This is a genomic window from Sulfurospirillum diekertiae, assembly GCF_002309535.1.
Lineage (GTDB): Bacteria > Campylobacterota > Campylobacteria > Campylobacterales > Sulfurospirillaceae > Sulfurospirillum > Sulfurospirillum diekertiae.
Genome location: NZ_CP023275.1, coordinates 1,320,523 through 1,346,674, shown reverse-complemented (window position 1 = coordinate 1,346,674; position 26,152 = coordinate 1,320,523). Strand labels below are relative to the sequence as shown.

At 39.1% G+C, this 26,152-nt stretch carries 27 protein-coding genes; 11 read left to right on the top strand and 16 right to left on the bottom strand.

The genetic code is table 11. The features are described from left to right. Nucleotides 1-14: 14 nt before the first annotated feature. From SJPD1_RS06960 to SJPD1_RS06940, 5 genes are all read right to left on the bottom strand, one after another. Nucleotides 15-1,763 (bottom strand): nickel-dependent hydrogenase large subunit, encoded by a 1,749-nt coding sequence (locus SJPD1_RS06960; RefSeq protein WP_096046576.1) that lies wholly within the window; start codon nucleotides 1,761-1,763, stop codon nucleotides 15-17. A 15-nt stretch (nucleotides 1,764-1,778) separates the two neighbouring features. Then, nucleotides 1,779-2,936, bottom strand: coding sequence for a hydrogenase small subunit (locus SJPD1_RS06955; protein WP_087438565.1), 1,158 nt, complete (start codon nucleotides 2,934-2,936; stop codon nucleotides 1,779-1,781). Nucleotides 2,937-3,178: 242 nt separating this feature from the next. Beyond that, entirely contained in the window at nucleotides 3,179-4,522 is a 1,344-nt protein-coding gene (locus SJPD1_RS06950) for a nickel-dependent hydrogenase large subunit (RefSeq protein WP_096046575.1), read from the bottom strand. Beyond that, the gene (locus tag SJPD1_RS06945; protein ID WP_096046574.1) at nucleotides 4,509-5,399 is read right to left on the bottom strand and encodes an NADH-quinone oxidoreductase subunit B family protein; all 891 of its coding nucleotides are present in this window, start codon (nucleotides 5,397-5,399) and stop codon (nucleotides 4,509-4,511) included. The genes SJPD1_RS06950 and SJPD1_RS06945 overlap by 14 nt, the downstream gene beginning before the upstream one ends. Next, entirely contained in the window at nucleotides 5,396-5,986 is a 591-nt protein-coding gene (locus SJPD1_RS06940) for a TetR/AcrR family transcriptional regulator (protein ID WP_338055413.1), read from the bottom strand. Before SJPD1_RS06940 ends, SJPD1_RS06945 begins: the two co-directional genes overlap by 4 nt. 115 nt (nucleotides 5,987-6,101) lie before the next feature. Here SJPD1_RS06940 and SJPD1_RS06935 point away from each other — a divergent pair, with 115 nt between their 5' ends. After that, on the top strand, nucleotides 6,102-6,491 hold the full coding sequence (locus tag SJPD1_RS06935; RefSeq protein WP_226372290.1) for a tellurite resistance TerB family protein: 390 nt from the start codon (nucleotides 6,102-6,104) through the stop codon (nucleotides 6,489-6,491). Between the two features lie 28 nt (nucleotides 6,492-6,519). Here the strand turns inward: SJPD1_RS06935 and SJPD1_RS06930 are convergent, their stop codons facing one another. Beyond that, entirely contained in the window at nucleotides 6,520-7,785 is a 1,266-nt protein-coding gene (locus SJPD1_RS06930; RefSeq protein ID WP_096046571.1) for a glucose-6-phosphate isomerase, read from the bottom strand. Nucleotides 7,786-7,900: 115 nt separating this feature from the next. Between SJPD1_RS06930 and SJPD1_RS06925 the strand changes: the two genes are divergently transcribed. From SJPD1_RS06925 to SJPD1_RS06910, 4 genes are read left to right on the top strand one after another with little or no spacing between them, the layout of a single operon-like run. Beyond that, nucleotides 7,901-9,616, top strand: coding sequence for a YgiQ family radical SAM protein (locus SJPD1_RS06925; protein WP_096046570.1), 1,716 nt, complete (start codon nucleotides 7,901-7,903; stop codon nucleotides 9,614-9,616). Nucleotides 9,617-9,657: 41 nt separating this feature from the next. Beyond that, nucleotides 9,658-10,905, top strand: a complete 1,248-nt coding sequence (locus tag SJPD1_RS06920) for an MgtC/SapB family protein (RefSeq protein WP_096046569.1) — start codon at nucleotides 9,658-9,660, stop codon at nucleotides 10,903-10,905. Nucleotides 10,906-10,926: 21 nt separating this feature from the next. Next, a complete protein-coding gene (locus SJPD1_RS06915; RefSeq protein WP_096046568.1) occupies nucleotides 10,927-11,238 on the top strand; it encodes a thiamine-binding protein in 312 nt (103 codons plus the stop codon). Between the two features lie 51 nt (nucleotides 11,239-11,289). Then, nucleotides 11,290-11,808 carry a diacylglycerol kinase gene (locus tag SJPD1_RS06910; RefSeq protein WP_096046567.1) on the top strand — a complete coding sequence of 173 codons (519 nt, stop codon included), beginning with the start codon at nucleotides 11,290-11,292 and terminating at the stop codon, nucleotides 11,806-11,808. A gap of 36 nt (nucleotides 11,809-11,844) precedes the next feature. Here the strand turns inward: SJPD1_RS06910 and SJPD1_RS06905 are convergent, their stop codons facing one another. The 3 genes from SJPD1_RS06905 to fliP form a co-directional block, all read right to left on the bottom strand. Continuing rightward, nucleotides 11,845-12,435, bottom strand: coding sequence for an NAD(P)H-dependent oxidoreductase (locus SJPD1_RS06905; RefSeq protein ID WP_096046566.1), 591 nt, complete (start codon nucleotides 12,433-12,435; stop codon nucleotides 11,845-11,847). Between the two features lie 107 nt (nucleotides 12,436-12,542). Beyond that, nucleotides 12,543-13,397, bottom strand: a complete 855-nt coding sequence (locus tag SJPD1_RS06900) for a D-hexose-6-phosphate mutarotase (protein ID WP_096046565.1) — start codon at nucleotides 13,395-13,397, stop codon at nucleotides 12,543-12,545. Then, nucleotides 13,351-14,085 carry a flagellar type III secretion system pore protein FliP gene (fliP, locus tag SJPD1_RS06895; protein ID WP_096047813.1) on the bottom strand — a complete coding sequence of 245 codons (735 nt, stop codon included), beginning with the start codon at nucleotides 14,083-14,085 and terminating at the stop codon, nucleotides 13,351-13,353. Before fliP ends, SJPD1_RS06900 begins: the two co-directional genes overlap by 47 nt. A gap of 123 nt (nucleotides 14,086-14,208) precedes the next feature. Between fliP and glmU the strand changes: the two genes are divergently transcribed. From glmU to truA, 6 genes are read left to right on the top strand one after another with little or no spacing between them, the layout of a single operon-like run. Then, nucleotides 14,209-15,513, top strand: a complete 1,305-nt coding sequence (gene glmU / locus SJPD1_RS06890; protein WP_096046564.1) for a bifunctional UDP-N-acetylglucosamine diphosphorylase/glucosamine-1-phosphate N-acetyltransferase GlmU — start codon at nucleotides 14,209-14,211, stop codon at nucleotides 15,511-15,513. After that, nucleotides 15,503-16,714 carry a bifunctional phosphopantothenoylcysteine decarboxylase/phosphopantothenate--cysteine ligase CoaBC gene (gene coaBC / locus SJPD1_RS06885; protein ID WP_096046563.1) on the top strand — a complete coding sequence of 404 codons (1,212 nt, stop codon included), beginning with the start codon at nucleotides 15,503-15,505 and terminating at the stop codon, nucleotides 16,712-16,714. Before glmU ends, coaBC begins: the two co-directional genes overlap by 11 nt. After that, nucleotides 16,711-17,433, top strand: a complete 723-nt coding sequence (locus SJPD1_RS06880; RefSeq protein ID WP_096046562.1) for a hypothetical protein — start codon at nucleotides 16,711-16,713, stop codon at nucleotides 17,431-17,433. The genes coaBC and SJPD1_RS06880 overlap by 4 nt, the downstream gene beginning before the upstream one ends. 6 nt (nucleotides 17,434-17,439) lie before the next feature. Beyond that, nucleotides 17,440-18,168 (top strand): prepilin peptidase, encoded by a 729-nt coding sequence (locus SJPD1_RS06875; RefSeq protein ID WP_096046561.1) that lies wholly within the window; start codon nucleotides 17,440-17,442, stop codon nucleotides 18,166-18,168. Continuing rightward, nucleotides 18,161-19,186: an LptF/LptG family permease gene (locus tag SJPD1_RS06870; RefSeq protein ID WP_096046560.1), complete on the top strand. Its 1,026-nt coding sequence runs from the start codon at nucleotides 18,161-18,163 to the stop codon at nucleotides 19,184-19,186. Before SJPD1_RS06875 ends, SJPD1_RS06870 begins: the two co-directional genes overlap by 8 nt. Before the next feature lie 6 nt (nucleotides 19,187-19,192). Further along, nucleotides 19,193-19,927 (top strand): tRNA pseudouridine(38-40) synthase TruA, encoded by a 735-nt coding sequence (truA, locus tag SJPD1_RS06865; RefSeq protein WP_096046559.1) that lies wholly within the window; start codon nucleotides 19,193-19,195, stop codon nucleotides 19,925-19,927. 19 nt (nucleotides 19,928-19,946) lie between these two features. Here the strand turns inward: truA and SJPD1_RS06860 are convergent, their stop codons facing one another. From SJPD1_RS06860 to SJPD1_RS06830, 7 genes are read right to left on the bottom strand one after another with little or no spacing between them, the layout of a single operon-like run. Continuing rightward, nucleotides 19,947-21,179: an amidohydrolase family protein gene (locus tag SJPD1_RS06860; RefSeq protein WP_096046558.1), complete on the bottom strand. Its 1,233-nt coding sequence runs from the start codon at nucleotides 21,177-21,179 to the stop codon at nucleotides 19,947-19,949. Beyond that, nucleotides 21,169-22,266 (bottom strand): glycoside hydrolase family 3 N-terminal domain-containing protein, encoded by a 1,098-nt coding sequence (locus tag SJPD1_RS06855; protein ID WP_226372266.1) that lies wholly within the window; start codon nucleotides 22,264-22,266, stop codon nucleotides 21,169-21,171. Before SJPD1_RS06855 ends, SJPD1_RS06860 begins: the two co-directional genes overlap by 11 nt. Continuing rightward, nucleotides 22,266-23,153 (bottom strand): NAD(P)H-dependent glycerol-3-phosphate dehydrogenase, encoded by an 888-nt coding sequence (locus tag SJPD1_RS06850; RefSeq protein ID WP_096046556.1) that lies wholly within the window; start codon nucleotides 23,151-23,153, stop codon nucleotides 22,266-22,268. Before SJPD1_RS06850 ends, SJPD1_RS06855 begins: the two co-directional genes overlap by 1 nt. A gap of 12 nt (nucleotides 23,154-23,165) precedes the next feature. Beyond that, nucleotides 23,166-24,596, bottom strand: coding sequence for an Asp-tRNA(Asn)/Glu-tRNA(Gln) amidotransferase subunit GatB (gatB, locus tag SJPD1_RS06845; protein WP_096046555.1), 1,431 nt, complete (start codon nucleotides 24,594-24,596; stop codon nucleotides 23,166-23,168). 15 nt (nucleotides 24,597-24,611) lie between these two features. Next, nucleotides 24,612-25,169, bottom strand: coding sequence for a thiamine phosphate synthase (locus SJPD1_RS06840; protein WP_096046554.1), 558 nt, complete (start codon nucleotides 25,167-25,169; stop codon nucleotides 24,612-24,614). Further along, nucleotides 25,144-25,422: a hypothetical protein gene (locus tag SJPD1_RS06835; protein WP_226372265.1), complete on the bottom strand. Its 279-nt coding sequence runs from the start codon at nucleotides 25,420-25,422 to the stop codon at nucleotides 25,144-25,146. Before SJPD1_RS06835 ends, SJPD1_RS06840 begins: the two co-directional genes overlap by 26 nt. Nucleotides 25,423-25,436: 14 nt before the next feature. After that, the gene (locus tag SJPD1_RS06830) at nucleotides 25,437-26,114 is read right to left on the bottom strand and encodes a F0F1 ATP synthase subunit A (RefSeq protein ID WP_087438543.1); all 678 of its coding nucleotides are present in this window, start codon (nucleotides 26,112-26,114) and stop codon (nucleotides 25,437-25,439) included. Nucleotides 26,115-26,152 lie beyond the last annotated feature (38 nt).

Genomic DNA, 26,152 nt, shown 5'->3' with positions numbered 1-26,152 from the left:
ACTCCCTTTCGCTTTTAGCAAGACGCGCCGTTAACATTGACCTTATAACTGCTCATCTCATTACCTTTTGTATCCATTACATGTACAGCACATGCAAGACATGGATCATAAGAGTGGATGATTCTTACAATTTCAAGCGGTTGAGAAAGATCAGTGATCTTTAAACCAATTAAAGACTCTTCATAAGATCCTCTAACACCTTTAGCGTCTTTTGGACTTGCATTCCAAGTTGTTGGAACAACTGCTTGGTAGTTTTCAATTACGCCATTTTTGATTTTAACCCAGTGACTAAGGACACCACGAGGAACATGTCCAATATAGCGACCTTTGTACTCTTTGTTTTTGTCAATTTTATAACTTGCACAGGTAGCATCATCAACTTTAAGGTTTTGAATCAATGAAGTAAATGCTTCCATACCATTGTCAGCTACAACTTTTGCTTCAATCATACGACATGCTGTACGTCCAAGAGTAGAAGCAACTGCAGTAATAGGAAGACCTGTATCTTTTAAGAATTTATCAACGACGACTTTAACACGTTTGTTGCCAAGTGCATAGTTAATAACGATGTTTGCTAATGGTCCAACTTGAAGTGGTTTACCATCATAGCGAGGCGCTTTAACCCATGTATATTTACCATTTTCATCAATAACTTTTGTTGCAGCAAGCTCACCTTTATCATTGACAGTTTGCGCATCTTTAAAGCCAGTATAGTTAGGTTCTTGGCGACCCTCATATGGATGATATGCAGCATTATCTTTGTACCAAGAACGCGTTGCCTCTTCCGTAATTTTACTCTCATCCAATGTTTGGACTTTAAATGGTTTGCCAGTGATCAAATTCACCACGTCTTCGCCCATCATAACACCACTTTCGAATAAAAAGTCTTTAGCGTTAATTTGGAACTCTTTTTCGGTAAAGAGATTTGCAACACCTAAACCACCTGTGACACTTGGCTCTTTTGCATACGCAAGTCCAGCCATAACAACATCAGGATAGTAAGCATGATTTACAAAGTCTGCCATCTCTTTAAATTTCGTCATATATTCACCCAAACGAGCTGGATCTTGAAGGTCCATAACGCACGTTACACCACCGACGGTTAAACTTTGAGGATGCGGTTGTTTTGCACCAAAAATAGCCATCATTTGAGCAGCTGTTCTTTGAAGTTCAAGTGCTTTAAGGTAGTGAGAAACTGCGATCAAGTTTTGTTCTGGTGTCAATTTATAGGTTGCATGTCCCCAATACGCATTTGCGAATGGTCCAAGATTTCCTTTTTTAACAAATTCCGCTACTCTTTTTTGAGTTGCCATAAGAATGTCTGCACCACACGCAACAGGAGAATCTGTGTATTTAAATGCCTCTTCCGCAGCTTTACGAGGATCTGCTTTAAGAGCTGAAACAACATCAACCCAGTCAAGTCCATGAAGATGATAAAAGTGTACAACGTGATCATGCAAGAAAAGCGCATTGTTCATCAATGTACGTGTGAGTTTTGCATTCAAAGGAGGCTCAATTCCTAGAGCATTCTCAACTGCCATAATACCTGCTTTATAGTGAGAGTATGTACAAACACCACAAATTCTTTGTACCATAAAACCAGCATCTCTAGGATCTCTGCCTTTAAGGATAGTTTCAATACCTCTCCAAAGGGTTGAAGAAGAGTATGCTTCTGTAACAACGTTGTTATCATCTACAATAACTTCAACTCTTAAGTGTCCTTCAATTCTGGTGATTGGATCTACTACGATTCTTTTACTCATTTACTTATCCTTCTCTTATTCTTCAGTTTTTCCACTGCCCTTAACCGCAGCAATTGCCGCATGAGCCGCAATACCTACCGCAGTTGCAGTGAGAAGCGCAACACCAACTTTATCAGCAGTTTTATCAGCACCATCGCCATAAACTGTCTTATAAAGTCTATCACCTAATGGCTCTTCAAATGGTCCCATATTGTCCCAAAAACCTGGTTCTGAACAGCCAATACAACCGTGACCTGCTTGAACTGGCCAAGAAGTATGTTGGTTAAATCTCTCACGTGAACAGTTATTAAAGGTATAAGGACCTTTACAACCTACTTTATAAAGACAGAAACCTTTTTTTGCACCAGCATCGCCAAATTCTTGTACGAACTCGCCCGCATCAAAGTGACCACGTCTTTCGCAAAGGTCATGAATTCTGAAACCATAAGCCCATTTTGGACGATTGTATGCATCAAGTGCTGGAAGTGTGCCAAAAAGAATATAGTGAAGTACGTTACCGACAATGTTTTTCTCGCTAGGAGGACAGCCTGGAACATTAATAACAGGTTTGTTTGTCACTTTACTAAGAGGTTGTGCATTGGTAGGATTTGGATGAGCTGCTTGAATACCACCAAAACTTGAACAAGAGCCAATAGCAAAAATAGCTGCTGCTGAATCTGCTGCTTTTTGTGCACTTTTTTGACCTGTTTGTCCATGTGGTCCAACGGTTAAGAAGAATTCACTGCTACCTGCAGGAATACCACCTTCAACCATTAAGATATATTTACCTTTATATTTTTCAATAGCACTCTCTAAATTGTGCTCAGCCTGCCAACCGCAAGCAACCATTAAAGTTTCATGATACTCTAATGAAATATGATCAAAAATCAAACTATCGATTGTTGGAGCGTCTGTTCGTAGCAAACTCTCACTACAACCTGTACATTCAGCCATATGCAACCAAATAACAGGCAAACGATCTGTAAGTTCAGCAGCTTGCGCCATAAGTGGTGTAAATTCTGAAGGTAAAGACAACATTGCAGTAACACCTGCTGCCCACTTCATAAAATCTCTACGGCTAATTCCATGTTCTTCCATTAGTGCCGCAATAGATTTGTCCTCCTTAATTCGGGGGAACTTCTCAAGATTGCTAAGTCGCTCAGCAAGCCTTTCGTACAGTTTAGCATGTTCCATAAATCTCTCCTGTGTAAATTTTCCAAGATCAAAAAGTTAAGGCATTATTCAGTAAATAGACAATAGTTATTTACCTGAATGACTATTCACTTAGAATTAAATCAAAAAACGTTTCACAATCAGCAGAAAACAAACAATATTAAGTGCAATTTAAAGTAATAGAGTAAAAATGTAACAAAGAAAGAAGATAAAAAGTGTATTATATTAAAAATGGCTAAATTGTCACACCGATAATGACCTGATTATTGGGTCGTACAAACCGAACATACATCAAAACTTTTCAGGATAAAATCGGCTTTGGTAAATGAATTTAGACCAATAATTGCCTTTTGTGCGGTGGAAGGATTTTCACGATTACCATTTCCAAGGTTCCAAACGGTTGGTGTGATGATATTGTATAACTCAATGACTCCGTTGCGAACATCCACCTGATGAATGAGCGTTCCTCTTGGTGCTTCAATAATCCCTACACCCTCTCCACTTAAACTATGAATATCTTTTTTGGGAGGATAAAAAGAGGGCTCTTTTAGATTAAGCTTAGAGAGAAGTTGCTTGGTACGCGCAATCAAATGGGCACATTCTACCGCACGAGCCACCACTCGCGTGAGCGCTGCATCTTTAAAGCGTCTATGAAAATCACGCATGAGTGGCTCTTTTGCTACCATTAAGCGCGCCAATGGTCCTACTTCACAATAGCTTTTTTTGTATTGAGCACTTTTTGAATACGTATACCCTTTGTGCTTGTCTTCAAAGAAGGTGTGTTCTAAACTTTCCTGTACATATTTGACATCTGCCCCTAGAACAGCTGTTTTGGAAGCTTTAAGGCTTCCTTCGTACATATAAGATTTTCCCAAAGCTAAAAAGCGGTCATAACTTCTGCCTAAACGATCAAATCCCTGTTTGAGCATCTCATCAATGCCATAAGAGAGTGCAGAAGGTACTGACATGATTTGAAGAGCTGAATCAAAACTCAAAAATTCTTCTAAAGGCATGCCATAAAAATGCTCTTCACAAAATGAAATCACAGAATCTAAACATCCAATCGCGCTTACAACATCACTTTGGAGCGGATCGCATGTCACGCCACCTGCCATTACAAAAGAGCCATGCGGCCATTGTCCCGTAAAATGTGCCCCCATTTTTAGACTTTCCATAATGGCATTTTGCGCTTGAAACCACTGCTTCTCTTTATAAGCATTGCCGTGATACGTTGGATCGGCAACTCGTTTAAGTTCTGGCAAAATGGAGAAAAAATACCATTTGATATGATTGTGAATCTTCTCAGCATTCAGTGCGATTTCACGAATATCATTGGCTTTTTGGCTTACATGTAAAGATTCACCTTGATTTTCAAAAATAGATTCGATCGCTAATACAGAGGCAATAGCATGAGAATGCGAGCAGATACCGCATACGCGTGGTGTCAAAGCCAATGCATCGAGCAAAGGTCGCTTTTTCAAAATCTCTTCAATTCCACGGTAATTAAAAAATTTGATTTTGGCAAAGGTGACCTGTTCGTTGTCCCATTCAAGTTCTAAGGTAGCTTCACCCTCTATTCGTTCGATAATCTCTTTAGTGATTTTCATCTATCAGCTTCTTTTCAAGTCTCTCTATCTTAAAACTTTTAGCAACACCTGCTACTGTATAATAAGCACGTTTGCTGATACCAAAAGGCGTTTGAGGTAATGACATATTTTTTTGTGTCTCAAACAGAGCGCGACGAGGAAAGTCAAATTCTGTACATCCAAGACAAGGTGAACCTGCCCTCGTTTTAGAACTAACCCCATTCCAAAGAATTTTATTGCAATTAGCATGGCTCATCGGTCCTTGGCAACCATGTTCGTAGAACAAACACCCCTCTTTTTCGCCTAACTGTTTGCTATCCACTTTCCATTCAAAATATTCATTACGTAAACAACCATGATGCGCAAGATACGCAAAGACCTCTTTAGGACGCAAAAATTCATCTAAAAGGAGTGTGTCTCTATCTCGTAACGCGAACAGTGTTTCAACAAGCCATCTTGGATGCAGTGGACAACCTGGAATATTAACAACATTGCTCTTTTCTAACCAATAACCACCTTTCTCTTTACCGCTAAATAATGCTCCCGTAATTTTTTCAGGATCGCGAAGCCTAAAAATACCACCAAAGCTCGCACAGCTACCTGCACAAATAATATGCTTGGCTCTTTTCGCAAAATTATCAAGAATCTCATAAAAAGGGATACCAAAACGTTGAAGTAAACGCTCATCATGGCTTAAAGCACCTTCTATAATCAAAAAATCAAAGTGCTCATTACTCTCGAGTACTGTACTAAAACTCTGTGCACCACAGATTAATGGATGATAGATCATCTCAAAAGAAGAGGCAAAACTTGGCATCTGAGGGTAATTCAAAAAAGAGTGACTGTTACCATTACATGTAAGACCTTGAAGCCAAACAATGGTTGATTTGTGTTTCATTGATTCTTTTTGAGTGCGTTATAAATATTCAACGCAATATCATCGACGTAATAATTAAGATCTTTTTCCAAGACGCCTTCACCATTGAGAAAAACAAATCCACCAAGATAGCCCATAAACAGTCCAAATGCTGAGAAAAAATCTTGGTTTCGAAGCTCACCAGAGGCAACGCCCTCTTCAAAAAAAATCATCAGTTCTGTCACAAAAGAAGAGACACAGAGCATCCCTTCGCAACCATCTTTAAAAACCTCTTTATTCGCAAGATAGACACGTAGAAAGTAATTAATATGCTGTGGTTTAGAGGTTGCCATTTCAAAATAAATCGCAACGATTTTACGTATTTTTTCTTTCGCACTCCCTTCTTCTTCATTGACGGTACGTATTGCAGCACCCAAAATATCGGAAGAGTATTTAATGATTTCCTTAGCAAGAATCTCTTTGGAAGAAAAATAATTGTAGAGATTTCCAACACTCATCCCCATAGCTTTTGCAATATCAGGAATTGTAGTGGCGTAAAAACCTCGTGTTGAAAAGAGCAGTAATGCTGCATCCAAAATTTTTTCACTTTTTCGAATTTTTTTATCCACGGGATAAATCCTTCAAAATGGATTTTTTTAATTCTATCATGTTTATTAATATTTATTTAAAATGTTTTACTATAATTTCATTGATCCATTACCAAAGGAGTACAAATTGTTACTTATGAAACTCAAATCTGAAGAAAAATTTGCTTTTTTACAGCTTTCTCAGTATGTTGCCAATCTCGATGGCGAGTATGGTCCTAAAGAACGCGAGATTGTTGAAGAATACTGCACTGAAATGGGCATTGAAAATATAGAAATTGATTTAAAGCATTTTGTGTTAGAGGATACTTTAACAATTTTTAGATCATCCCAAAGTCAAAGAATTATCTTACTCGCGTTGATGGTATTAGTCCATGTAGATGATAAATTTGGTATTAATGAAAACAGAGTCATCGATAAAATTGCACAACATTTCAATCTTACAGAACAAGAAATCAATCTTTTTTCAATGTGGGGGAAAATGGGTTCAGCCTTGTATGAACAAGCACTTGTCTTTACAGCCGTTTAGAAAGGTTGGGGAAATCCCAACCTCTTTTTTATTTACCTTTTTTAGGAAAGGTTTTTTTCTCTTCGATTAATTTACCCTCAAGAATCTTTTTACCACTCTCAACACCGGGTTGATCATACGTATTTACATTCATCATTTGTCCTACCAGTGAGGTCAAAAGTTCATAATAAAAAATCAATTTACCAATGTTCTCTTCATCAATATGTTGAAGGGTAATCGTGTCAATAGGAATGTCTTTTTTATCTAAAAGCGCTTCAATCGTTGAATCGGCTTGCAAGTTAATGAGGTCACAAAATGCAATTCCATTCATCAAATCTAACCCCTCTAACTCTTTAAGCGTTATTGCAGGGATTTTGATTTTATCGTCAAAATTTTCGATTTTAAGCACCGTAACACTTTTATCACGAAGTCCCTCAACGATAAGCTGTAAGAAAGAGTGTTGATCTTTGGGGCCAATCAAACCAACCGGTGTAAGACCAACGTTGATACTACTTTGTTTCTGTTTTTTACCCAAACTCTCACCCCAAAGTTGTACATACCAATCGGTAAAACTGTCTAAACTTTCAGAATAAGCAAAAAGGGTATTGATGTTGTAGTGCATGGAGTTTTTAGCGTAATAGGTTGCTTTTTTGAGAATCGTCTCTTTGATATAACCATCTTCAAAAAAGCTTTTCTTAATCGCTTTAGCACCATCGAGTAATCGTTGAATATCGACACCAACCAAAAGTAATGGTGCAAGTCCTGCTGCACTTAAAACAGAAAAACGTCCACCGACATTAAGAGGAATATGCAGAACAAACGAGTTAAATGTTTTGGCATGTGCTTCCAGTTTTGAGCCATCATCGGTCACAAATGTAAAGCGATAATCGAGAGAAATGTCTTTAGCTTTTAACAAAGAAAGAACATACTTATAAACAGAAACTGTTTCAATGGTTGTACCGGATTTGCTAATGACAAAAAAATGCGTATTTTTGATATCTAATTTGTTGAGCGTAGAGCGAATGGATGCAGGATCGGTACTCTCAAACAAATGCAAGCGTTTGTCAAAATCACGAATACCTTGTAACGCTCTAAAAATTGCTTTTGGTCCCAAGGAACTTCCACCAATACCGATAATTGCGATATCTTTAATCGCATCGTAATCATTTTTAGATTTAAAATCTGCTAAGTAGTCTTCGAGATAACTGATCTCTTGATCGGGCAGTGCATAGTAGCCAATAGTATTTTGTTCGGCTATGATTTTTTCAAAGATGCCCTCTTCTACTTTAATGTTAAAATAGAGTGAATTTTTCAAACGTATCCTCCAAATGATAATTGGTGTGATATTACTACGAAGAATCTTAAAGAAAGCCAAACAAAATGGAGATTTTGTTATAGTAATAAGACTAAAAAAAGCCGATGGGAGCGTTATGTTTTTACCTACAACACGTGAAGAGATGTACCAAAGAGGATGGAAGCAACTCGATATCATTCTTATCACCTCCGATGCCTATATAGATAGCCCTTATATGGGTGTATCGGTTGTAGGGCGTGTGCTCGAACATGCGGGCTATAAGGTGGGTATTATCGGTCAGCCGGATGTCAAAAGTGATGTTGACATTACCCGTCTGGGTGAGCCCAAACTCTTTTGGGGCGTGAGTGGTGGAAGTGTGGACTCTATGGTCTCCAACTATACGGCGACAAAGAAGTTTCGAAATAGTGATGATTATACACCAGGTGGCATCAACAACAAACGACCTGATCGCGCCAGTTTGGTCTATACCAACCTCATCCGCCAATATTTTAAAAATACCGTGCCTATTATGCTTGGTGGCATTGAAGCCAGCCTAAGACGTGTCACGCATTATGATTTTTGGAGTAATAAACTTCGTAAACCCATTTTGTTTGATGCCAAGGCGGACTACCTTTTGTACGGTATGTCCGACAAGAGCATTGTTGAATTTGCCGATGCGCTTAAAGAAGGTACCCAGCCTTTACATGTAAAAGGACTTTCGTACATTTCCAAAGAGCCAAAGGCTGAGTATATCGCCCTTCCAAGCCATGCTGAAACAGTTGCTGATAAACTTAAATTTATGGATATGTTCGACCTGTTTTACCATAATAATGATCCAATTTCAGCCAAAGGACTCTGCCAAAAAGTAGATGATCGTTACCTCATCCAAAACCCACCTGCACTTTACCTTACCACAGAAGAGATGGATGAAGTGAGTCGTTTACCTTTTATGCGCGATGTCCATCCTTATCACAAAAAAGAGGGTGCGGTTAAAGCACTGGAGACCATCAAATTTTCCATTTCTACGCATCAAGGCTGTTATGGTGAGTGCAACTTCTGCGCCATTACAGTCCATCAAGGCAAAACAATTCGAAGTCGTAGTGAGAGTTCTATTCTCAACGAGGCAAAACACTTTACGACGTATAAAGATTTCAAAGGCATTATCTCCGACCTTGGAGGACCAACGGCCAATATGTACGGTTATGAATGTGCTAAAAAACTTGCCAAAGGTGCGTGTGAAGATAAAAGCTGTATGTTCCCTAAACTCTGTAAGGCGCTTAGACCTACGCATAAAAGACAGCTGGATTTGCTGCGAAAAGTAAGAGCGCTTCCAGGGATTAAAAAAGCATTTGTGGCTTCAGGCATTCGCTATGATCTTATTAGTGAAGATAAAGCGTATGGCTACGAGTATCTTAAAGAGATTGTGGAATATCATATCAGTGGACAGATGAAGATTGCACCGGAACATATTGATGATGAAATTTTGGGGTTAATGGGCAAACCGGGCAAAGAAGCTTTGGTTGAATTTAAAACGCTCTTTGACAGGCTGACACATGAGTCAGGCAAAAAACAGTTTTTGACTTACTATCTTATTGCCGCACACCCCGGTTGTGAAGAGAAACATATGCACTCCTTAAAACAGTTTGCGAGCAACGTACTCAAAATCAATCCTGAGCAAGCGCAAGTCTTTACGCCAACCCCTTCGACGTACTCTACGCTTATGTATTACACAGGACTTCATTTTAAAACACGCCAACCGCTTTTTGTCGAAAAAGATACTCTCAAAAAAGAGAAACAAAAAGAGATTGTGGTGGCAAAAGAGCATAAATTTCGCAGTGGACTTGACAGTTGATGTAACCAAATTGAGGTAAAATAACGCCAAAGAGGTCAACAATGGATACGCTTGTTTTTCAAAACATTATTATCGCTATTGTTCTTGGACTACTCATTGGTTTACAGCGTGAAATGAATCTTTTGTATGCCAACCGCAAGAAGGATTTTGGAGGAGCACGCACGTTTGCACTCATCTCGCTCATAGGGTATCTCTCTGCGTGGCTGAATGCGTCTGTTCCTTATGTCCTCATTGCTTCTGTCTGCGTTTTAGGGGCTCTGTTGATGGGTGCGTATATGCTCAATCGAACACCCACTGAAAATGGCATGACCACAGAATTTTCAGCACTGGTGGTTTTTTTCTTAGGGGTTCTGCTTGCTTATGAGAAAATAACGCTGGCTGTGTTTGTCGCCATGAGTGTCCTTTTTATCCTCAATCTTAAAGAGAAGATCCAAACCTATGAAAAAGTGATTAAGAAGCAAGATCTGAGCGCTATGATTCTTTTTTTAATGATGAGCTTTGTTATTTTGCCGCTTTTCCCCGATGAACCGCTTGATCCTTGGGGTTATTTCAATCTTTACAAAATTTGGCTGATGGTTGTTTTGGTTGCAGGCATCTCTTTTTTAGGTTATATCGCTGTACGTCTTGTGGGCGTCAAACATGGTATTGGTTTAGCAGGTTTACTAGGCGGTATTGTCTCTTCCACCGCTGTTGCTCTTAGTCTTGCAAGACGCTCAAAAGAGAATCCTTCCCTTTCCAAAAATCTAGCGATTGGTATAGGGCTTGCCTGCTCCATTATGCTTTTTCGTATTTACATAGAGCTTTTTATCATCAATGCCGTGTTAGCACACGAGATTTTATACCCTGTTTTGATCGCTTCTGGTGTTGGGTATCTCTATCTTGGCGTTCTCTATATGATCACTGCAAAAGAAACCATCATTCAAGAGACCGTGTTTAAAAATCCCTTTCAACTCTCTGAAGCACTTATTTTAGGACTTTTGTTTGGTGTTGTCATCGCTCTTGTCAAATTTGCAGATACCTCCTTTGGCGAATTAGGCGTTTATATTATCTCGTTTATTTCAGGCTTAACCGACACTGATGCCATAGCACTTTCACTTGCATCTTTGTCCCAAAATGGGCTCAATGGCACAACCGCGTTAAACGCCATCACACTTGCGATCATTGCGAATTCATTGCTTAAAAGTCTGATTGTTTTTCTATTGGGTACGAGGAGTATTGCCTCTTATGTTGCGGGCTATCTCGTGCTGACGATTGGTACATTTTGTGGTGTTTATTATGCAGTATTGTAGTTTACATGTAAAGGAAAAAATATGTCCGTTTTAATGGAATTTAGTATGTTCCCTCTAGAGGGAGAAGGCAGTAAAAGTGGTGATGTCGCACGCATCGTCAAAATGGTTCATGAAAGTGGTTATAGTTACAAGCTTACACCGATGAGTACGGTGGTTGAGACACCAACAATGCGTGAAGCGCTTAAACTGATTGAAGAGGCTTATGCGCTCTTAGAAGCCTGTGGACGCGTGTATGCCTGTTTGAAATTTGACATAAGACCCAACCGAGAAGATGGTATGCACCAAAAAATTGAATCCGTACAGAATAAACTCGACTGTCTTATTACCATTTAAAAAATTTTCATTATGCCGATTTGCTATTACGTTTAAATAAGGGGGCAACTTATGCAAACCATAGGGGCAAATAATTACAACAGTTCAAACCATTTTGGTTTTTCATTTCAAACCAGCAGTGGTGATGTCATTGACCTTAGTTTGTATGATGATCGCTCAATGAGTGTTTCCCAAGAACAGAGTGATACCACGCAAACGACGATTCTGTCACTTTCTCATGCCTATGGCTATCAGTTTCATTACAAAGGAAATGGCATTGATGCTAACGATCAAAAAGAGATTGATGCTGCGATGAAAACCATTCAACCTAAACTGGACGAATACTTTAAAACAGTTCAATCTTCCTCTTCAGAAGATGCAACCACCACCAATACCGCTTTTGATATTAACACGATCTTACCGAAAACAAAAGATCTCAATACCCAAAATTACCTCAATGATAGTCTACTTAAATCGTTGGACAAAATTTTAGAACAATCGCACAATCAAAACGAAAAAATGCTCCAAAAAGCACAAAAATTGTTTGATCGTATTTTAAAGCAGCAACAGGGGTTTGATCTTTACATGTAAAGAAGATGGTGGCATGAAATCACGCCACCCTAAGCGTTATTTGAAGGTTTTTTCTAAATGCGCGTGAAAACGTACTTTTTCTTTTGCTAAATCCAAATCACCTTTGAAAATGTCATGAACTGAGAAAGTTTTTAAAGGTTCTGCGCCACAAAATTGAAAGGTTTTGTGCGTGGCAACATTGGCTTCATCAAGGCTAAGCCCTTCAAAAAAGCCCTCTTTATTGCTAAATTCACTCGTTGGACAGTTATAGGTGATGGAGAGCATATACGTTTTACCTTGCATCAAACCGCCACTTCCATAACGTTTTGTTGCATCACTTCTGGTTCTGCCATCACTCTCATACGTCACCGTTCCTTGCCCTGCTGAAAAAATCTCATCGATATATTTTTTTGTCATCCAAGGCACGCCCATCCAATACGTTGGAAATTGAAAAAGGATAATATCGGCCCATGCAAACTTTTCGACTTCTTCTTTAACGCTATAGTCACTCTCGACAACACTGTGCTTGATGGCATAGCCCTCTTTGTGAAAGAATTCTGTCGCCGTATCGATGTAAAACTGTGTGAGTTTTCCCTCTGCTACATGTTCATAGTATTGATGACCGTTGATGATCAGTACATTTTTCATCGCATTTCCTTTTTTTTGTTGTTTATTGAGGAATATTATAGACGTAATATACTTAATTTATCTTTACAATACTTTAGGTAAGTATTGTAAAATATTTGCATTGGAGATTAGGAAAAACGCTCAACCTGTATCGTTACATGTAAGTGATCATCGCACATTAAAGGTTTTGTGATTCGAGCACTCTCAATGCAGAGCATTTTCGTATAGTCATTTTCATTCATATCAGAAAGTTTTGCACTACCTTCCAGCCATGGATTCCACACAACCACATCACTGTGATTTTTATGCGTAATGGTGATCGTCCGCTCTTTTTCTTGGAGAGTCGTTTTGGCATCAGGATGGGTATAGATACGATCAATCGCATAATTTACATGTAAAGGTGTATTGTCTTCTTCACACGGCTTTCCACCGAGCAAAGCGTCAATGTAGGTGAGACCGAGTCCCCTCACATTGACATCGTTAATATCTTTACATGTAAAATAAGAATGAAGTGCTGCGGTGCTCTCTTTATCTGCCTTTACATGTAAAGAGAGTTCAACCTCTTCTCCTAATACCATCGTAAGGTGTGTGTTAAACGCGTAAGGCCAAATAGTACGTGTAAACGCTGTATCACACAGTTCAAACACGAGCTTGATACCCTCTTCTTTTTCGACATACGAGAGTAATGTCCATTCAACAATACGTGCAAATCCATGAGAGGGAATACCTGCTTTTCCAAACCATGGCCAACACAGAGGAACGCCACCACGAAAAGCCTTGCCTTTTTCAAAGGTAGAAAGATCGGCACACCAAAAGAGTGGTTCGCCCTCTTTAGGCTGAAAATGGATCAGTTGCGCACCTTGTTTTAAAATAGTCGCATCAAACAAAGGATGGTGAAGTTCAAACCCCAACGCTGTGGTTGTCAGGTATTGCGTGTTAATGGAAGCTCTCCACGAGTTTTTGCACCAGCAAATTCCAACCATCAACGAGGACAAAAATAAGCAATTTAAACGGTAAGGAGATCATAACAGGCGGTAACATCATCATACCCATACTCATCAAAACGGAACTGACAACCATGTCGATGACGAGGAATGGCAAATAGAGTAAAAAGCCGATCTCAAAAGCGGTTTTAAGCTCACTGATCATAAACGCAGGCATGGCAACGGTTAAGGGGACATCTTCAATATTTTTGGGATTTTCAAGGTTACGAATACGAAAGAAAAGCGCCAAATCTTTTTCACGTGTATTGCGAATCATAAAGGCTTTAAAAGGAGCAGAGCCTTTTTCAAAGGCCTCTTGATAGCTCATCTTCTCCGCCAAATAAGGCTTAATTGCGTTCTCATAGGACTCATTCATCACCGGTTCCATAATGAAAAACGTCAAAATCATCGCTAGAGAGACCATCACTTGAGAAGGTGGCATTTGCTGTGTTCCCAGTGCTTGACGCAAGAAAGAAAAGACGATCAAAAGGCGTAAGAAACTGGTCATCATAAAAATAAGTGAAGGTGCGAGAACTAAAATGGTAAGAACAACAAGAAGGTTAAGACTTGTAACTAACTGTTGTGGCGAATTAGGTGCGCTTAAAGAGAGATTGACTGTAGGGATTGTATCGGCGCCAAAAGCCATCGGTGTCATACAGATCAATAGTAAAAGTAAAATTCTCTTCATATTCTTCAAATAGATTCCTCGTAGTAGATTTATGATTTTAGTTGGTTTTGCGTTAAAAACGTTTTAATCTTTAAACAACTTTTCGTTAAAATAGATTTCATCTGATTGTTAGGAACACACTTTATGAATATTTCGATTGCAATTATGGCTGCTGGGCTTGGAACACGGATGAAATCAAGCTTACCTAAAGTCCTTCATGAGATCAGCGGTTTTGAAATGCTGTATCACATCATCAAAGAATCTCAAAAGGTCAGTGACGACATTCATGTCATTTTATACCACCAAGCAGACCTTGTCCAAGAAAAAATGAATCGTTACTTTTCCAATATCCACTATAGCATACAAGACCATCAAAACTTCCCAGGTACGGGCGGTGCAATTCGTGGCGTAAAACCAAAATATGAGCATTTACTCGTACTCAATGGCGATATGCCACTTTTGGAAGCTCAAAATATGCAAAATTTTACATATTTGGATGCGGACGTTGTAATGAGTGCGTTTACATGTAAAGAACCTTTTGGTTATGGGCGTGTCATCATGGATGAGTCTTTAAACGTGCAAAAGATCGTTGAAGAGAAAGACGCTAGTGCGGAAGAGAAAAAAGTAACGGCGGTCAATGCAGGCGTTTATCTTTTTAAAACCAACTTTTTAAACGAAAATCTTCCAAAGCTTTCCAATCACAACAGCCAAAAAGAGTATTACATCACCGACCTTATTGCTTTAGCCAATGCCGAGAAAAAAAGTGTTAAAGCGCTGTTCGTCGATGAAGCAACCTTTATGGGTGTCAACTCCAAGTACCATCTCTCCCAAGCGGAAGAGCTCATGCAAGAGCGCATTAAACGCCGTTTTATGGAGCAAGGGGTGAGTATGCGCTTACCTCACACCATCTACATTGAAACAGATGTGCAGATGAGCGGAGAATGCAAACTTGAAAACGGTGTGACTTTACTTAAAGGCACCGTGCTTGAAAATGCGCACATCAAAGCACATTCGGTCATTGAAAAAAGTGTTATCAAAAACTCTGACATTGGACCGATGGCGCGTGTTCGACCTGACTCACATATCGAAAATACACACATCGGAAACTTTGTTGAAGTCAAGAAATCAACGCTCAAAGGCGTTAAAGCAGGACATCTAAGCTACCTAGGCGATGCGATCATTGGTGAGGGAACCAACATTGGGTGTGGAACCATTACATGTAATTACGATGGTAAAAGCAAATACCAAACGATCATCGGTAAAAACGTCTTTGTGGGTAGTGATAGCCAACTGGTGGCACCTGTGACGATCGAAGATGATGTGCTCATTGCTTCAGGTACCACTGTGACGAAAAACATCCCCAAAGGTGCTCTTGCGATCAACCGTGAACCCCTTAAAATTGTTGAGGGATTCTTCTACAAATTTTTCGGGAAAAAAGATGCGAAATAACCAACTTGCAGGGAAAAAAATCCTTTTAGGCGTTACGGGAAGCATTGCCATATACAAAGCTTTAGAGCTGATTCGCCTCTTTATTAAAGCGGGTGCTGAGGTTAAGGTGCTGATGAGTGAAGATGCCAAACGTTTTATTGCTCCTCTTACCTTTGAGACTATCAGTCAAAACAAGGTTTTACATGTAGAGACAGAGAGCTGGAGTGAGGGGCTGAGCCACATTCATACGGGCAAATGGGCCGATCTTTTTGTCATAGCTCCCGCTTCCGTGAATACCATCAATAAACTAGCACACGGTATTGCGGACAATCTTCTCACACAAACGGCGATTGCCTTTACCAAAACCATCGTCCTAGCCCCTTCTGCGAACACCAATATGATGCTCAACCCCATCACACAAGAGAGCCTTCTAAAGCTCACCTCACTTGGATACGAAATGGTTGCGCCTCAGTCCAAACTGTTGGCATGCAATGATGAAGGAGTGGGTGCATTAGCGGACATTGAACAAATTTTCTATCACTGTGCAAAGCTGCTACTAAAAGAGGCCTTTTGGAGCGAAAGGGAAGTCATTATCACCGGTGGTGGCACGATGGAAAAGATCGATGATGTTAGATGCCTCACCAACTTTTCCAGTGGAAAACAAGCTTCAGCGCTCGCCCTTGCTTTTTACCTCAGAGGGGCTAATGTAACACTGATTAGCAGTGGGGAAACACCGCAAATTAATGCTATCAATACTTTACATGTAAAGAGTACCGCCGAGCTTCAAAGTGCCCTCCTCTCCCAAATGCAATATGTCACTAAAAACGATAAAACACCTTATTTGCTGATGGCGGCAGCTGTCAGTGATTATGTTCCCATTAACGTACATGAAGGTAAGCTCAAAAAAGAGGAACTCGGTGAAATTTACAGCCTAGAGCTTAAACGCAATGTCGATATCCTCTCTACTCTTCCCAAACGCGATTTTAAAGTTATTGGCTTTAAAGCAGAAGTAGACGAAAGCAAAGCACTTGAAAATGCAGGAAAAATGCTAGAGAAAAAAGGGTTGGATGCTGTATGTCTCAATGTTTTAAAAGATCAAAATAACTTTGGAAGCACTAAGAATGAGATCAGTTTTATTACGCCCTCTCATGTCCAAAAATTTTCACTTGCCGGTAAATTTGAAATTGCTGAACAGATTGTGGAGCACTGTAGCCATCTATGATCTCTACACTTCAAAAATTAGCGGGTCTTGGCTCAGACATCGGTCATACCAGTAGTTCAAGTATTAATTTTAATGCCAATTTACCTGTCAGTATTGAAGTGATGAAACAGATCGATTCCACACGTTATCGTCTAAAACTTGGACGAAAAGAGCTGACAACAAAAAGCAGTAAAAACCTCAAAGAGGGACAAAAATATTGGGCAAACTTCTCAGAAAAACAAGGGGGTATTCTTACCATCTCAGCGCTTTATAAACAGCCTCAACTGTTTGAAAAGGATGAGTATTTTTTACCACTTGATTATAAGCATTTTTTTGACTCAAAAACATTTTCGTACAGTGATTTTAAAGCATTTTTACTCAAGCAACTGAGCGATGATTCCATCTCTAAAACACTGTTTAAAACGTTAAGCTATATGCTACTCGCCCTTTCAAAAGCTACGATTCATCTTCCTTTGTCTCATGATGGTAGAAAAGTCTTGTTGCAATTCCAAGTTCAAGGCGATGGAACACTTTTGTTTTACATGGCATTGGATCATCTTGGACCCTTACGGGGAGTTTTAAGCCCAACAGAGCTTCATATAGCTACCATGTATGAAAAAAGTTTCCATTATTTGCAAAAAGAGAGCCCTAAATTGGGTATGATTACACACATTACTCTGCAAGAAGAGATTTCACCTCTTTTTGATCTGAGTGATATAGTATTAGATTTAAAGGGCTAGTAAGGCATGGAAGTTATTTTAATCACACTTTTTGGACTCTGCATTGGATCGTTTCTTAACGTTGCCATTTTGCGTTTGCCCAAAGGGGAGAGCATTTCACTTCCTGCATCACACTGTCCGCACTGTTTGCATCCGCTTAAATGGTATCACAACATCCCCCTTGCTTCATGGTTCGCACTACGGGGAAAATGTGCTTTTTGCAAAAGTTCAATTTCTATGCAATATCCCCTCGTTGAGCTTGGTTCAGCGCTAATGTATGCACTCTGTTATGTTCATTTAGGAAATCTTACACAAACCCTTTTGGTGGGTTCTGTCTTTGCACTTTTACTTGCGCTTAGTATTATTGATCTTCGCTATAAAGCCGTTCCTGATAGCTTAAGTTTACCAGCACTTTTGATTGCCTTTTGTACCGCAATACCGTTGCAATCATTTCAAAATGGACTTTTATTGATGGGAGCATTTACACTTCTACGCTTTCTCGTTTCTGCCCTCACAAAAAAAGAGGCCATGGGTGAAGCAGATAGTATTATCGCGGGTATCATAGGAGCACTTCTTGGTATTAAGCTTGGGCTTGTGGCAATTTATCTAGCTGCCGTAATTGCTCTTGTCGCTTTTGTTATCGTACGTAAACGTGGGTATGAATTGCCTTTTATCCCTTTTCTTTCTTTAGGACTTTTAATCACGTGGTTTTTTGATCTACCAATTTTACATGTAATGGAATTTATCTATGAATAGAGTCAGTCGTTATCTTTTAAAACACTTCAGTGAGCTCTTTAGCTCTCTATTTTTTATTCTATTTTTTATCACTTCCGTCGTCTTCTTTATTAAGATTGCAGCGCTTACTGCGATTATTAAGATGAATTTTTTGGAACTTGGCACGCTTTATATTTACCTTTTACCAAGAACGATGGTTTACACACTTCCCATCACTTTTTTTATCGCACTGTGTATTACCCTTTTTAATCTCTCAAAAGAGAATGAAACCATTGTACTCTTTACCCTTGGCTACAATCCTAAAAAAATAGCGCAACTCTTTTTAGCACTTGCATCAGGGCTCTCCTTGGTGCTTTTACTGGATATTTTTGTGCTGATTCCTATTTCAAAGCAACTGAATAACAATTTTATTGAATACAAAAAAGCAGAAGCTAAATTTAATATCAAAGCCAATGAATTTGGTCAAAAATTCGCTGATTGGCTCGTTTACATTGAACACAGTGATGACACTAAACTCTACAGTGGGGTTACACTCTACCAAGCACCTATGGAAAATGAAAATGAAAAACTAATCGTTGCTACCACAGCAGCGATCGATAATGAAAAAGGCATTTTGAGACTGAATCTTGATAAAGGTAAGGTTTTTGAATTTTCAAAAGACACCATTCAACAAATCAATTTTGAAGAGATGCATCTTAATTCTAATCCAAAAACACCTGTTGGAGCAATTCAGAGTATTGAAGAGTATTGGAGTGGTGTTTTTGTTGACCAAAGACGTGCGTATGACCTTGCGTTTTTCCTCCTCATAGCCCTCTTCCCTGTTGCTTCAACATTGATTGCACTGAGCATTGGTATTGTGACCTATCGTTATAATAAAAGCGGTATTTACATTGCTATGTTTGTCACAATCTCAACATATCTTCTGTTAACAACATTAGTCTCAACATGGCAACCACAATTTTCACCGATTATTGTTTTTGTATTTACTTTTTTCATTGCTTACATCATATATCAAAAACGCATTCGTGCCATCTTTTAAACTCTTATGCGTGTTAAAATCACTCTCAGCTATGATGGAAGCGCTTTTGTTGGCTTTCAAATTCAAAAGAATGAGACCAAGGCATGCCAAAGCGTTGCAGGAGCAATTACCCGTGCGCTTCGACGTGTCAATATTAATGCCACGGTTGTTGGAAGTGGGCGTACCGATACGGGTGTGCATGCAACACATCAAGTTCTGCATATAGACCTTCCAGCTTTTTGGACTGATCTTGAAAAACTTCAATCGCATCTGAATGGTTTTTTAGCTCCGTATATTTTTATTCAAAGTATCACTCCCGTTGACACGTCCTTTCATGCCCGCTTTAATGCGAAAAAAAGACTCTATCGTTACGTACTTTACGATGGTACGTATCAGCCATTTTTAGCCAATTATGCTTTACATGTAAAAGCTCTTGATGTGATAAAACTCAATGAATATGCACAAGTTTTTGTGGGATTTCATAACTTCGAATACTTTAAAAGACTGGGTGGCGGTACAACCAAAGACGAACGTACGATCTTTAAAGCAGGTGCTTATCGGTATAAAAATTTGATTATTATCTATTTTTTAGGAGATGCTTTTTTGCGTTCACAAGTACGAATGATGTGCGGTAGTTTACTCAAAGTGTGTACGCAGGAACTCTTATTAGACGATGTGATAGCCCAACGAGAACGGAAAATGAAAGTGTCCACAACACTGATTCCAGCGTGTGGGCTCTATCTTTCAAAGGTATTTTACTGATTGAGTCATAATATAGAATTTACTGGTTTAACAGTAATGTTCCACCGACAATTACTTTTTTCACTTTTCCATAGAGCGTATCACCCAAATAGAGTGAGTGTTTATTGGTCACCTCGTAGCTCTCTTTAGGATCAAACAGCACTAAATCAGCGTCAAACCCCTCTTGAATCGAACCCTTATGCTCTAAGCCTAACACGTGAGCAGGATTCACACAACAAATACGAATGAGCTCACCTAAATCAATTACTTCATTTTTAACGAGAAAGGTGTATACCAGTGTTAAGAACTCTTCAATGGAACCAATACCAAAGGCCGCATCTTCAAACGCTACATCTTTATAGAGAATTGATTTGGGAGAGTGTGCTGATGTTAAAATATCAACCATTCCCTCTTTCAACGCGCCCACTAAAGCTTTGCGCTCCTCTTCTTCGCGAAGGGGTGGCATCAATTTAGCATAGGTGTTAAAGCCATCACAACTGGTATCATTTTTGGCAAGATGATGAATTGAAACCTCTGCATAAAGGTCTGATTTAAGTGCTTTATGCGCTTTGGCGATCTCTAAGGAACGTTTGGTTGAAAGTGATTTTAACACCACTTTAGCACCGTAAGAATGTGCCATTTCTGAAACTTTAGCCACTTCAGCAGTTTCAGAGATTTTTGAAATACCTGAAAGCCCCATTTTTGAAGCACTAAAGCCATCATTCATTAAACCATTATCATCAAGATTTGGTTCATAGCATTGCACAAAAAGAGGTCTTTTTTTCATAATGGCATATTGCATACCACGTCGTAAAAGGTTAGCATTACGATGTGAATCTGCCAAAATGGCTGCGGCACCGTTATTGAGAAGCGTTGCTATATTATGTAGCTGGTCTTCATTTTCATCTGCCAAAGGAGCACTCATATGAAGATTTATTTTGGCTTGGTCAATTTTAAATTTAACTAATTCTAAAAGCGTGGCACTATCAAGCCGTGGTGTAAAATCAGACATGACCACTGCGGTTGTAACACCGCCTTTAAGGCAACTAAAAGAGAGTTTATCAATATGTTCTTTATTAAGAGTACTGTTTGCAAAACGTACATTAAGATCAATGAGTCCTGGAAGTAAGTAAAGCCCATTTGCATCAATGACTTCATCATCTAAAGAAGTGGCAAGATTCTGTGCTATTGAAACAATTTTACCTTCTTTAATCAGTACATCTTTAGGAATAAGTCCCTCATTCGTGTGTACTAAAGCATTTTTAATTAACATGGCTTCCTCTCTTTAATAGTTTTTGTTTGAAATGATTAATACGCTCATAGGAAAGCGCTATACGCTCTTCGCTTAACTCACCACTTTTAATAGCATCTGTAATAATTTTTTGAATCGTCAAAGGAGTACTCGCATTTTCAGAAAAATAGTTAGGAATAACTAAAATATCAACGCCTGCATCAATACTGCGAATAATACGCTGTTTAAAATCAATACTGTTGGAAATAGAGCTTGTGCGGAAATTATCAGCGAATACGACTCCCTCAAAGTGCATTTTATCTCTCAGTAACCCTTGAATAGCAGATTTTGAAAAAAGTACAGGGTTTTTAGGATCAATCTCTTTTTGTAACACATGGGACATCAAAACAGCATCCATTTTCCCAAAAGCAATCAGATCATAATAAGGTTTTAACTGCTCGAAGCGCCATGTATTCGTTATATCTTCTTCGCTGGAAAAATTATTCCAAAGATTAGCACCCGCCGTAGGAAAATACTTGACAACAGGCGTCACACCATCAGTATGGAGAGCATTAATTAAAAGCATTGCATAGGTTGTCACAATTTCCTCATAACTAGAGTAGCTACGTTGTACCTTAGGGCTATCAAGATTATCACGTTTGGACTGAAGATCTAAAACCGGTGCAAAGTCTACATTGATACCCGCTTTTGAAAGATCACTGCTCAGTTTTTTATAGAGTTCTTCTGCTTCTGCGATATCTTTTGTTTTGAAGAGCTTAGCAGCAGAAGGAATTTCATTAAATCCTTTTTTCGTACTTAAAACACTGCTTTCGCCGCCCTCTTGCTCGACAGCAACAATCAGTGGCAACCCTTTGGGTGCTTCCGCTTTCAAATAATCATTGAGTTTTTTAAGTTGTGATGGATTTTGGATATTTTTATCGGTTAAAAGAATACCGCCAATTTTTTCGCGTTTAATATCTTTTGCAATCTGATCCACCCATTTATCGCCTTCTTTAGTGCCTTCAAAACCAATCACAATCATCTGAGCAATCATCTCTTCTAACGAAGGTGCTTTTGCGTACATGAGTGTCGAAAGGAAAAAGCAGGAGAGGAGAAGCTTAAACATCATCAATCAGCCAATAAATCTTTAACACTGATACGAGGTTCTTTGCCTTTGAGGATCAATGCTATTTCATGTGCAATGGGTGTATAAATAGTATGTTTTGAGGAGAGCTCAAAAATGGCTTCCGATGTGAAAACACCCTCGGCAACTTCTCCAAGAGCGATCAAAATATCTTCAAGTTTTTTACCTTCCGCTAAAAAAAGACCCACACGGTAATTACGAGAGAGTGTACTGGAGGCTGTTAAAAACAAATCCCCTGCTCCACTTAAACCTAAAAAAGTTTCATCCTGTGCTCCAAAATACTTACCAAAACGGCGCATTTCGACAAGTCCTCGTGCGATTAAGCTAGCCCTTGCGTTGTTACCCAACTTCAATCCGTCACAAATACCGCTGGCAATGGCAAGAACATTTTTATACGCACCACACACTTCTGCACCAATAACGTCTTTCGAAGTATAAGTTTTGATAAATGAAGGAAAAAATGAAGCGAACTCTTTAGCCAGTATTTCATGAGTAGAGTTGATGACAAGAGCGGTAGGAAGCCCTTGCATCACTTCGCTTGCGAAGGAAGGACCTGAGAGGAAGCTGAGATGATTTTCAGGAACAAAATTAGCAAAAATTTCATTTAAAAATGCCCCGCTTCCCTGCTCAATTCCTTTAGCTGCAACCAAAATCTTTTGACCATTAAAATTAAAATGCGTTTCCAACCAACCTCGAACTACTTGTGCAGGAAGTGCAAAAATAAGATATTGACAGGCAAGTGCTTCTTCAAGGCTTACAAAATTTTCAATAGTTTTGTGTTGACGTGAAGTAATCTTACATGTAAAATTGCGAGAGAGAGCAAACTGAAGTGCTTGTCCCCATTTCCCGGCTCCAATAACTGCTATGCTCACGCCAACACCTGCTTATACATCAAGTCTAGATTTTAAAAGTTCATTCACTTTTGTAGGATTTGCAGTCCCTTTGCTCTCTTTCATTGTTTGCCCCACAAAGAAACCAAAAAGTTTATCTTTACCACTTCTATACTCTGCTACCTTATCCGCATTGGCACTGATAATGGCATCAATAATCGCCAAAATTGCACCATCATCACTCACTTGTTTCAGTCCAAGCTTTTCAATGGCATCATCGACATTGGTACTGTTTTGCATTAAATAATCAAGTACCTCTTTTGCTGCTTTGCCGCTAATAGTGTCATCTTCAATACGCTTAACAATAGAGGCTAGTTTTAGTGCATCCACAGGAGAAGTTGCAAGGGTTAGACCATGACTCAAACGTGCCAGAAGCTCTACAGTAAGCCATGTTACAGAGTTCTTCGCTCCTGCACCCTCTTGGATCATCGTCTCATAAAATTGAGCCATTTCAACACTGGATGTAATCACATTGGCATCGTACTCTTTAATACCATACTCTTTAAGGAAACGATCACGCTTTTGATCGGGAAGTTCTGGAATTTTGATACATTCTGAAAGCATATCATCAGGAATCAAAACTGGCAATAAGTCTGGGTCTGGGAAATAACGATACTCTGCGCTATCTTCTTTAGAACGCATACTGCGTGTTTCGTCTTTATCAATATCATAAAGACGCGTTTCTTGAACCACTTCCCGTTCATATACACCATCTTCCCATGCATTACTTTGACGTTCTACTTCATAATCAATTGCTTTTTGTATAAATTTAAATGAGTTTAGGTTCTTAATCTCAGCTCTGGTATAAAGTTTAGTATCGCCCTTAGGACGAATGGAAACGTTAGCGTCACAACGGAAGCTTCCTTCTTGCATATTGGCATCGCTAATGTCGAGGTAGCGTAAAATGGCATGCAGTTTTTTAAGGTACAAAATTGCCTCTTCAGAGCTTCTCATATCGGGTTCACTCACGATCTCAAGAAGCGGCGTACCCGCGCGATTTAAATCCACATGAGAGACACTACCATGATGGATGTTCTTACCTGCATCTTCTTCAAGGTGCGCACGAGTTACTCCAATACGTTTGGTTGAACCATCTTCAAAGTCAATATAAATTTCACCCGCTTCTACGATTGGTATTTCAAATTGACTGATTTGATACCCTTTTGGAAGATCGGGATAGAAGTAGTTTTTACGGTTAAAAATAGATTTTTGATTGATGGTTGCATTGATAGCCGTACCAAGTGCGATGGCTTTTTTCACCGCTTCTTTATTTAAGACAGGTAAAGATCCAGGAAGGCCTAGGCAGACTTCACACACATTGGTGTTTGGTTCGTCGCCAAAACTGGTGGGGCAACTGCAAAAAATCTTGGTTTTAGTGTTTAATTGAGCATGAACTTCTAGTCCAATAACGACTTCAAATTTCATTAACTTCCCTTTGGATTAATCTAAAAAAAAGCGAATTGAGGCAAAACCGTACACGCCAACCTCTTCACAAGCTTTCACTTGCTCCATGTTGATGATGCCACCAAGCGCGAAACATTTAATGTTGATTCTATCATTTATTTCTTTTAACTTCTCTAAACCAAGCGGTTTTCCCTTATTAGGCGTCGCAAAAATTGGACTAAACGTGATGGCATCCGCTCCTCTTTTTTCAGCTTTTTTCCCCTCTTCAAACGTATGTGTGCTAGCAATTACTTCTAAACCTAATGCTTTAGCTTTTTCAATAACATCTAGCGCATTAGAAGGCAAATGCACGCCATCACAACCTAAGTCATGTGCTAATCTAAAATCGGTATGTAAATACAGCTTTGTTTTTTCATCTTGAAGAGAACTCTTCACAACAGCTCTGGCAAGTAAGGCATAATCAGACGTTATTTTATCGCGTAGACAGATATAGTCAGGCTGATATTTTGCCTTTACATGTAAAAGTTTTTGAATAACCTCTTCTGGGTTGGAAGTATAATAAGCAGGATCAGTGATGAGATAGTGTTTGATCATTGAGAGAAAGTTTTTCTAAAAGATGCGTCTGCTTTTTAAGCTCATCTAGTTTATCGAACTGAAGCTGTGCCATCTCACATATAATGGCAAAAAAGCAACCTGCAAGAAAGATAAAAAGCGCGATAATGGAAGCAATGATAAAACCAAAAGGAAGGAAAAGGAGGAAAGTATAACCTCCGCCTGCGATTGCAAGAGCCCAAGAGGCACCTTGCAATAGGCTGAGGAGTTTTTCAAAACGCATTCGTTGTTGCAACAAGAGAAGGCTTTTTAGTGCTCTTCACTAATTAGAACTGCACCTGCAAGATAAACGTATGTTAAGATCATAAAAATAAATGTCTGCAAAAATGCAGAAAATGTTAAAAGCGCATATGCAGGAAGTGGTGCTATCCATGGTGCAAGCATCAAGACAACTGCAAGGAAAAGATCATCACCTTTAATATTACCAAAAAGTCGGAATGTCAAAGAGACAATTCTTGAAAAGTGAGAAACAACTTCGATAGGAAACATCAAAGGTGCTAAAACTTTCAATGGTCCCATAAAGTGCGCAAAATAATGCACAACACCGTTTACACGGATACCTTCGTAATTATAATAGACAAACACCATCAAAGCAAGTGCTAAAGTCATATTGAGGTTACCGGTAGGTGATTCGAAACCAGGAATAATACCAATAACGTTTGCAATAAATACCATCAAACCAATAGTGGCTACTAATGGTAGATATTTACGCGCCAATTCTTCTCCAATGACGTCTTTACCCATAGAGACGACACTCTCAAGATATGCTTCCATGACATTTTGAACACCACTTGGTACCAGTTGCATTTTAGAAGTTGCTAGTTTTGCCAAGGCAAGACTGATAACACCCACTAATAGAACATGTGATACAAAGATGAAGTCATGAGTGTGGTTAATAAGACCTAAAAATGTAAACATTTCGCCCATTACACATTTCCTTCGTTAATAATTTGCGTGATTGTACC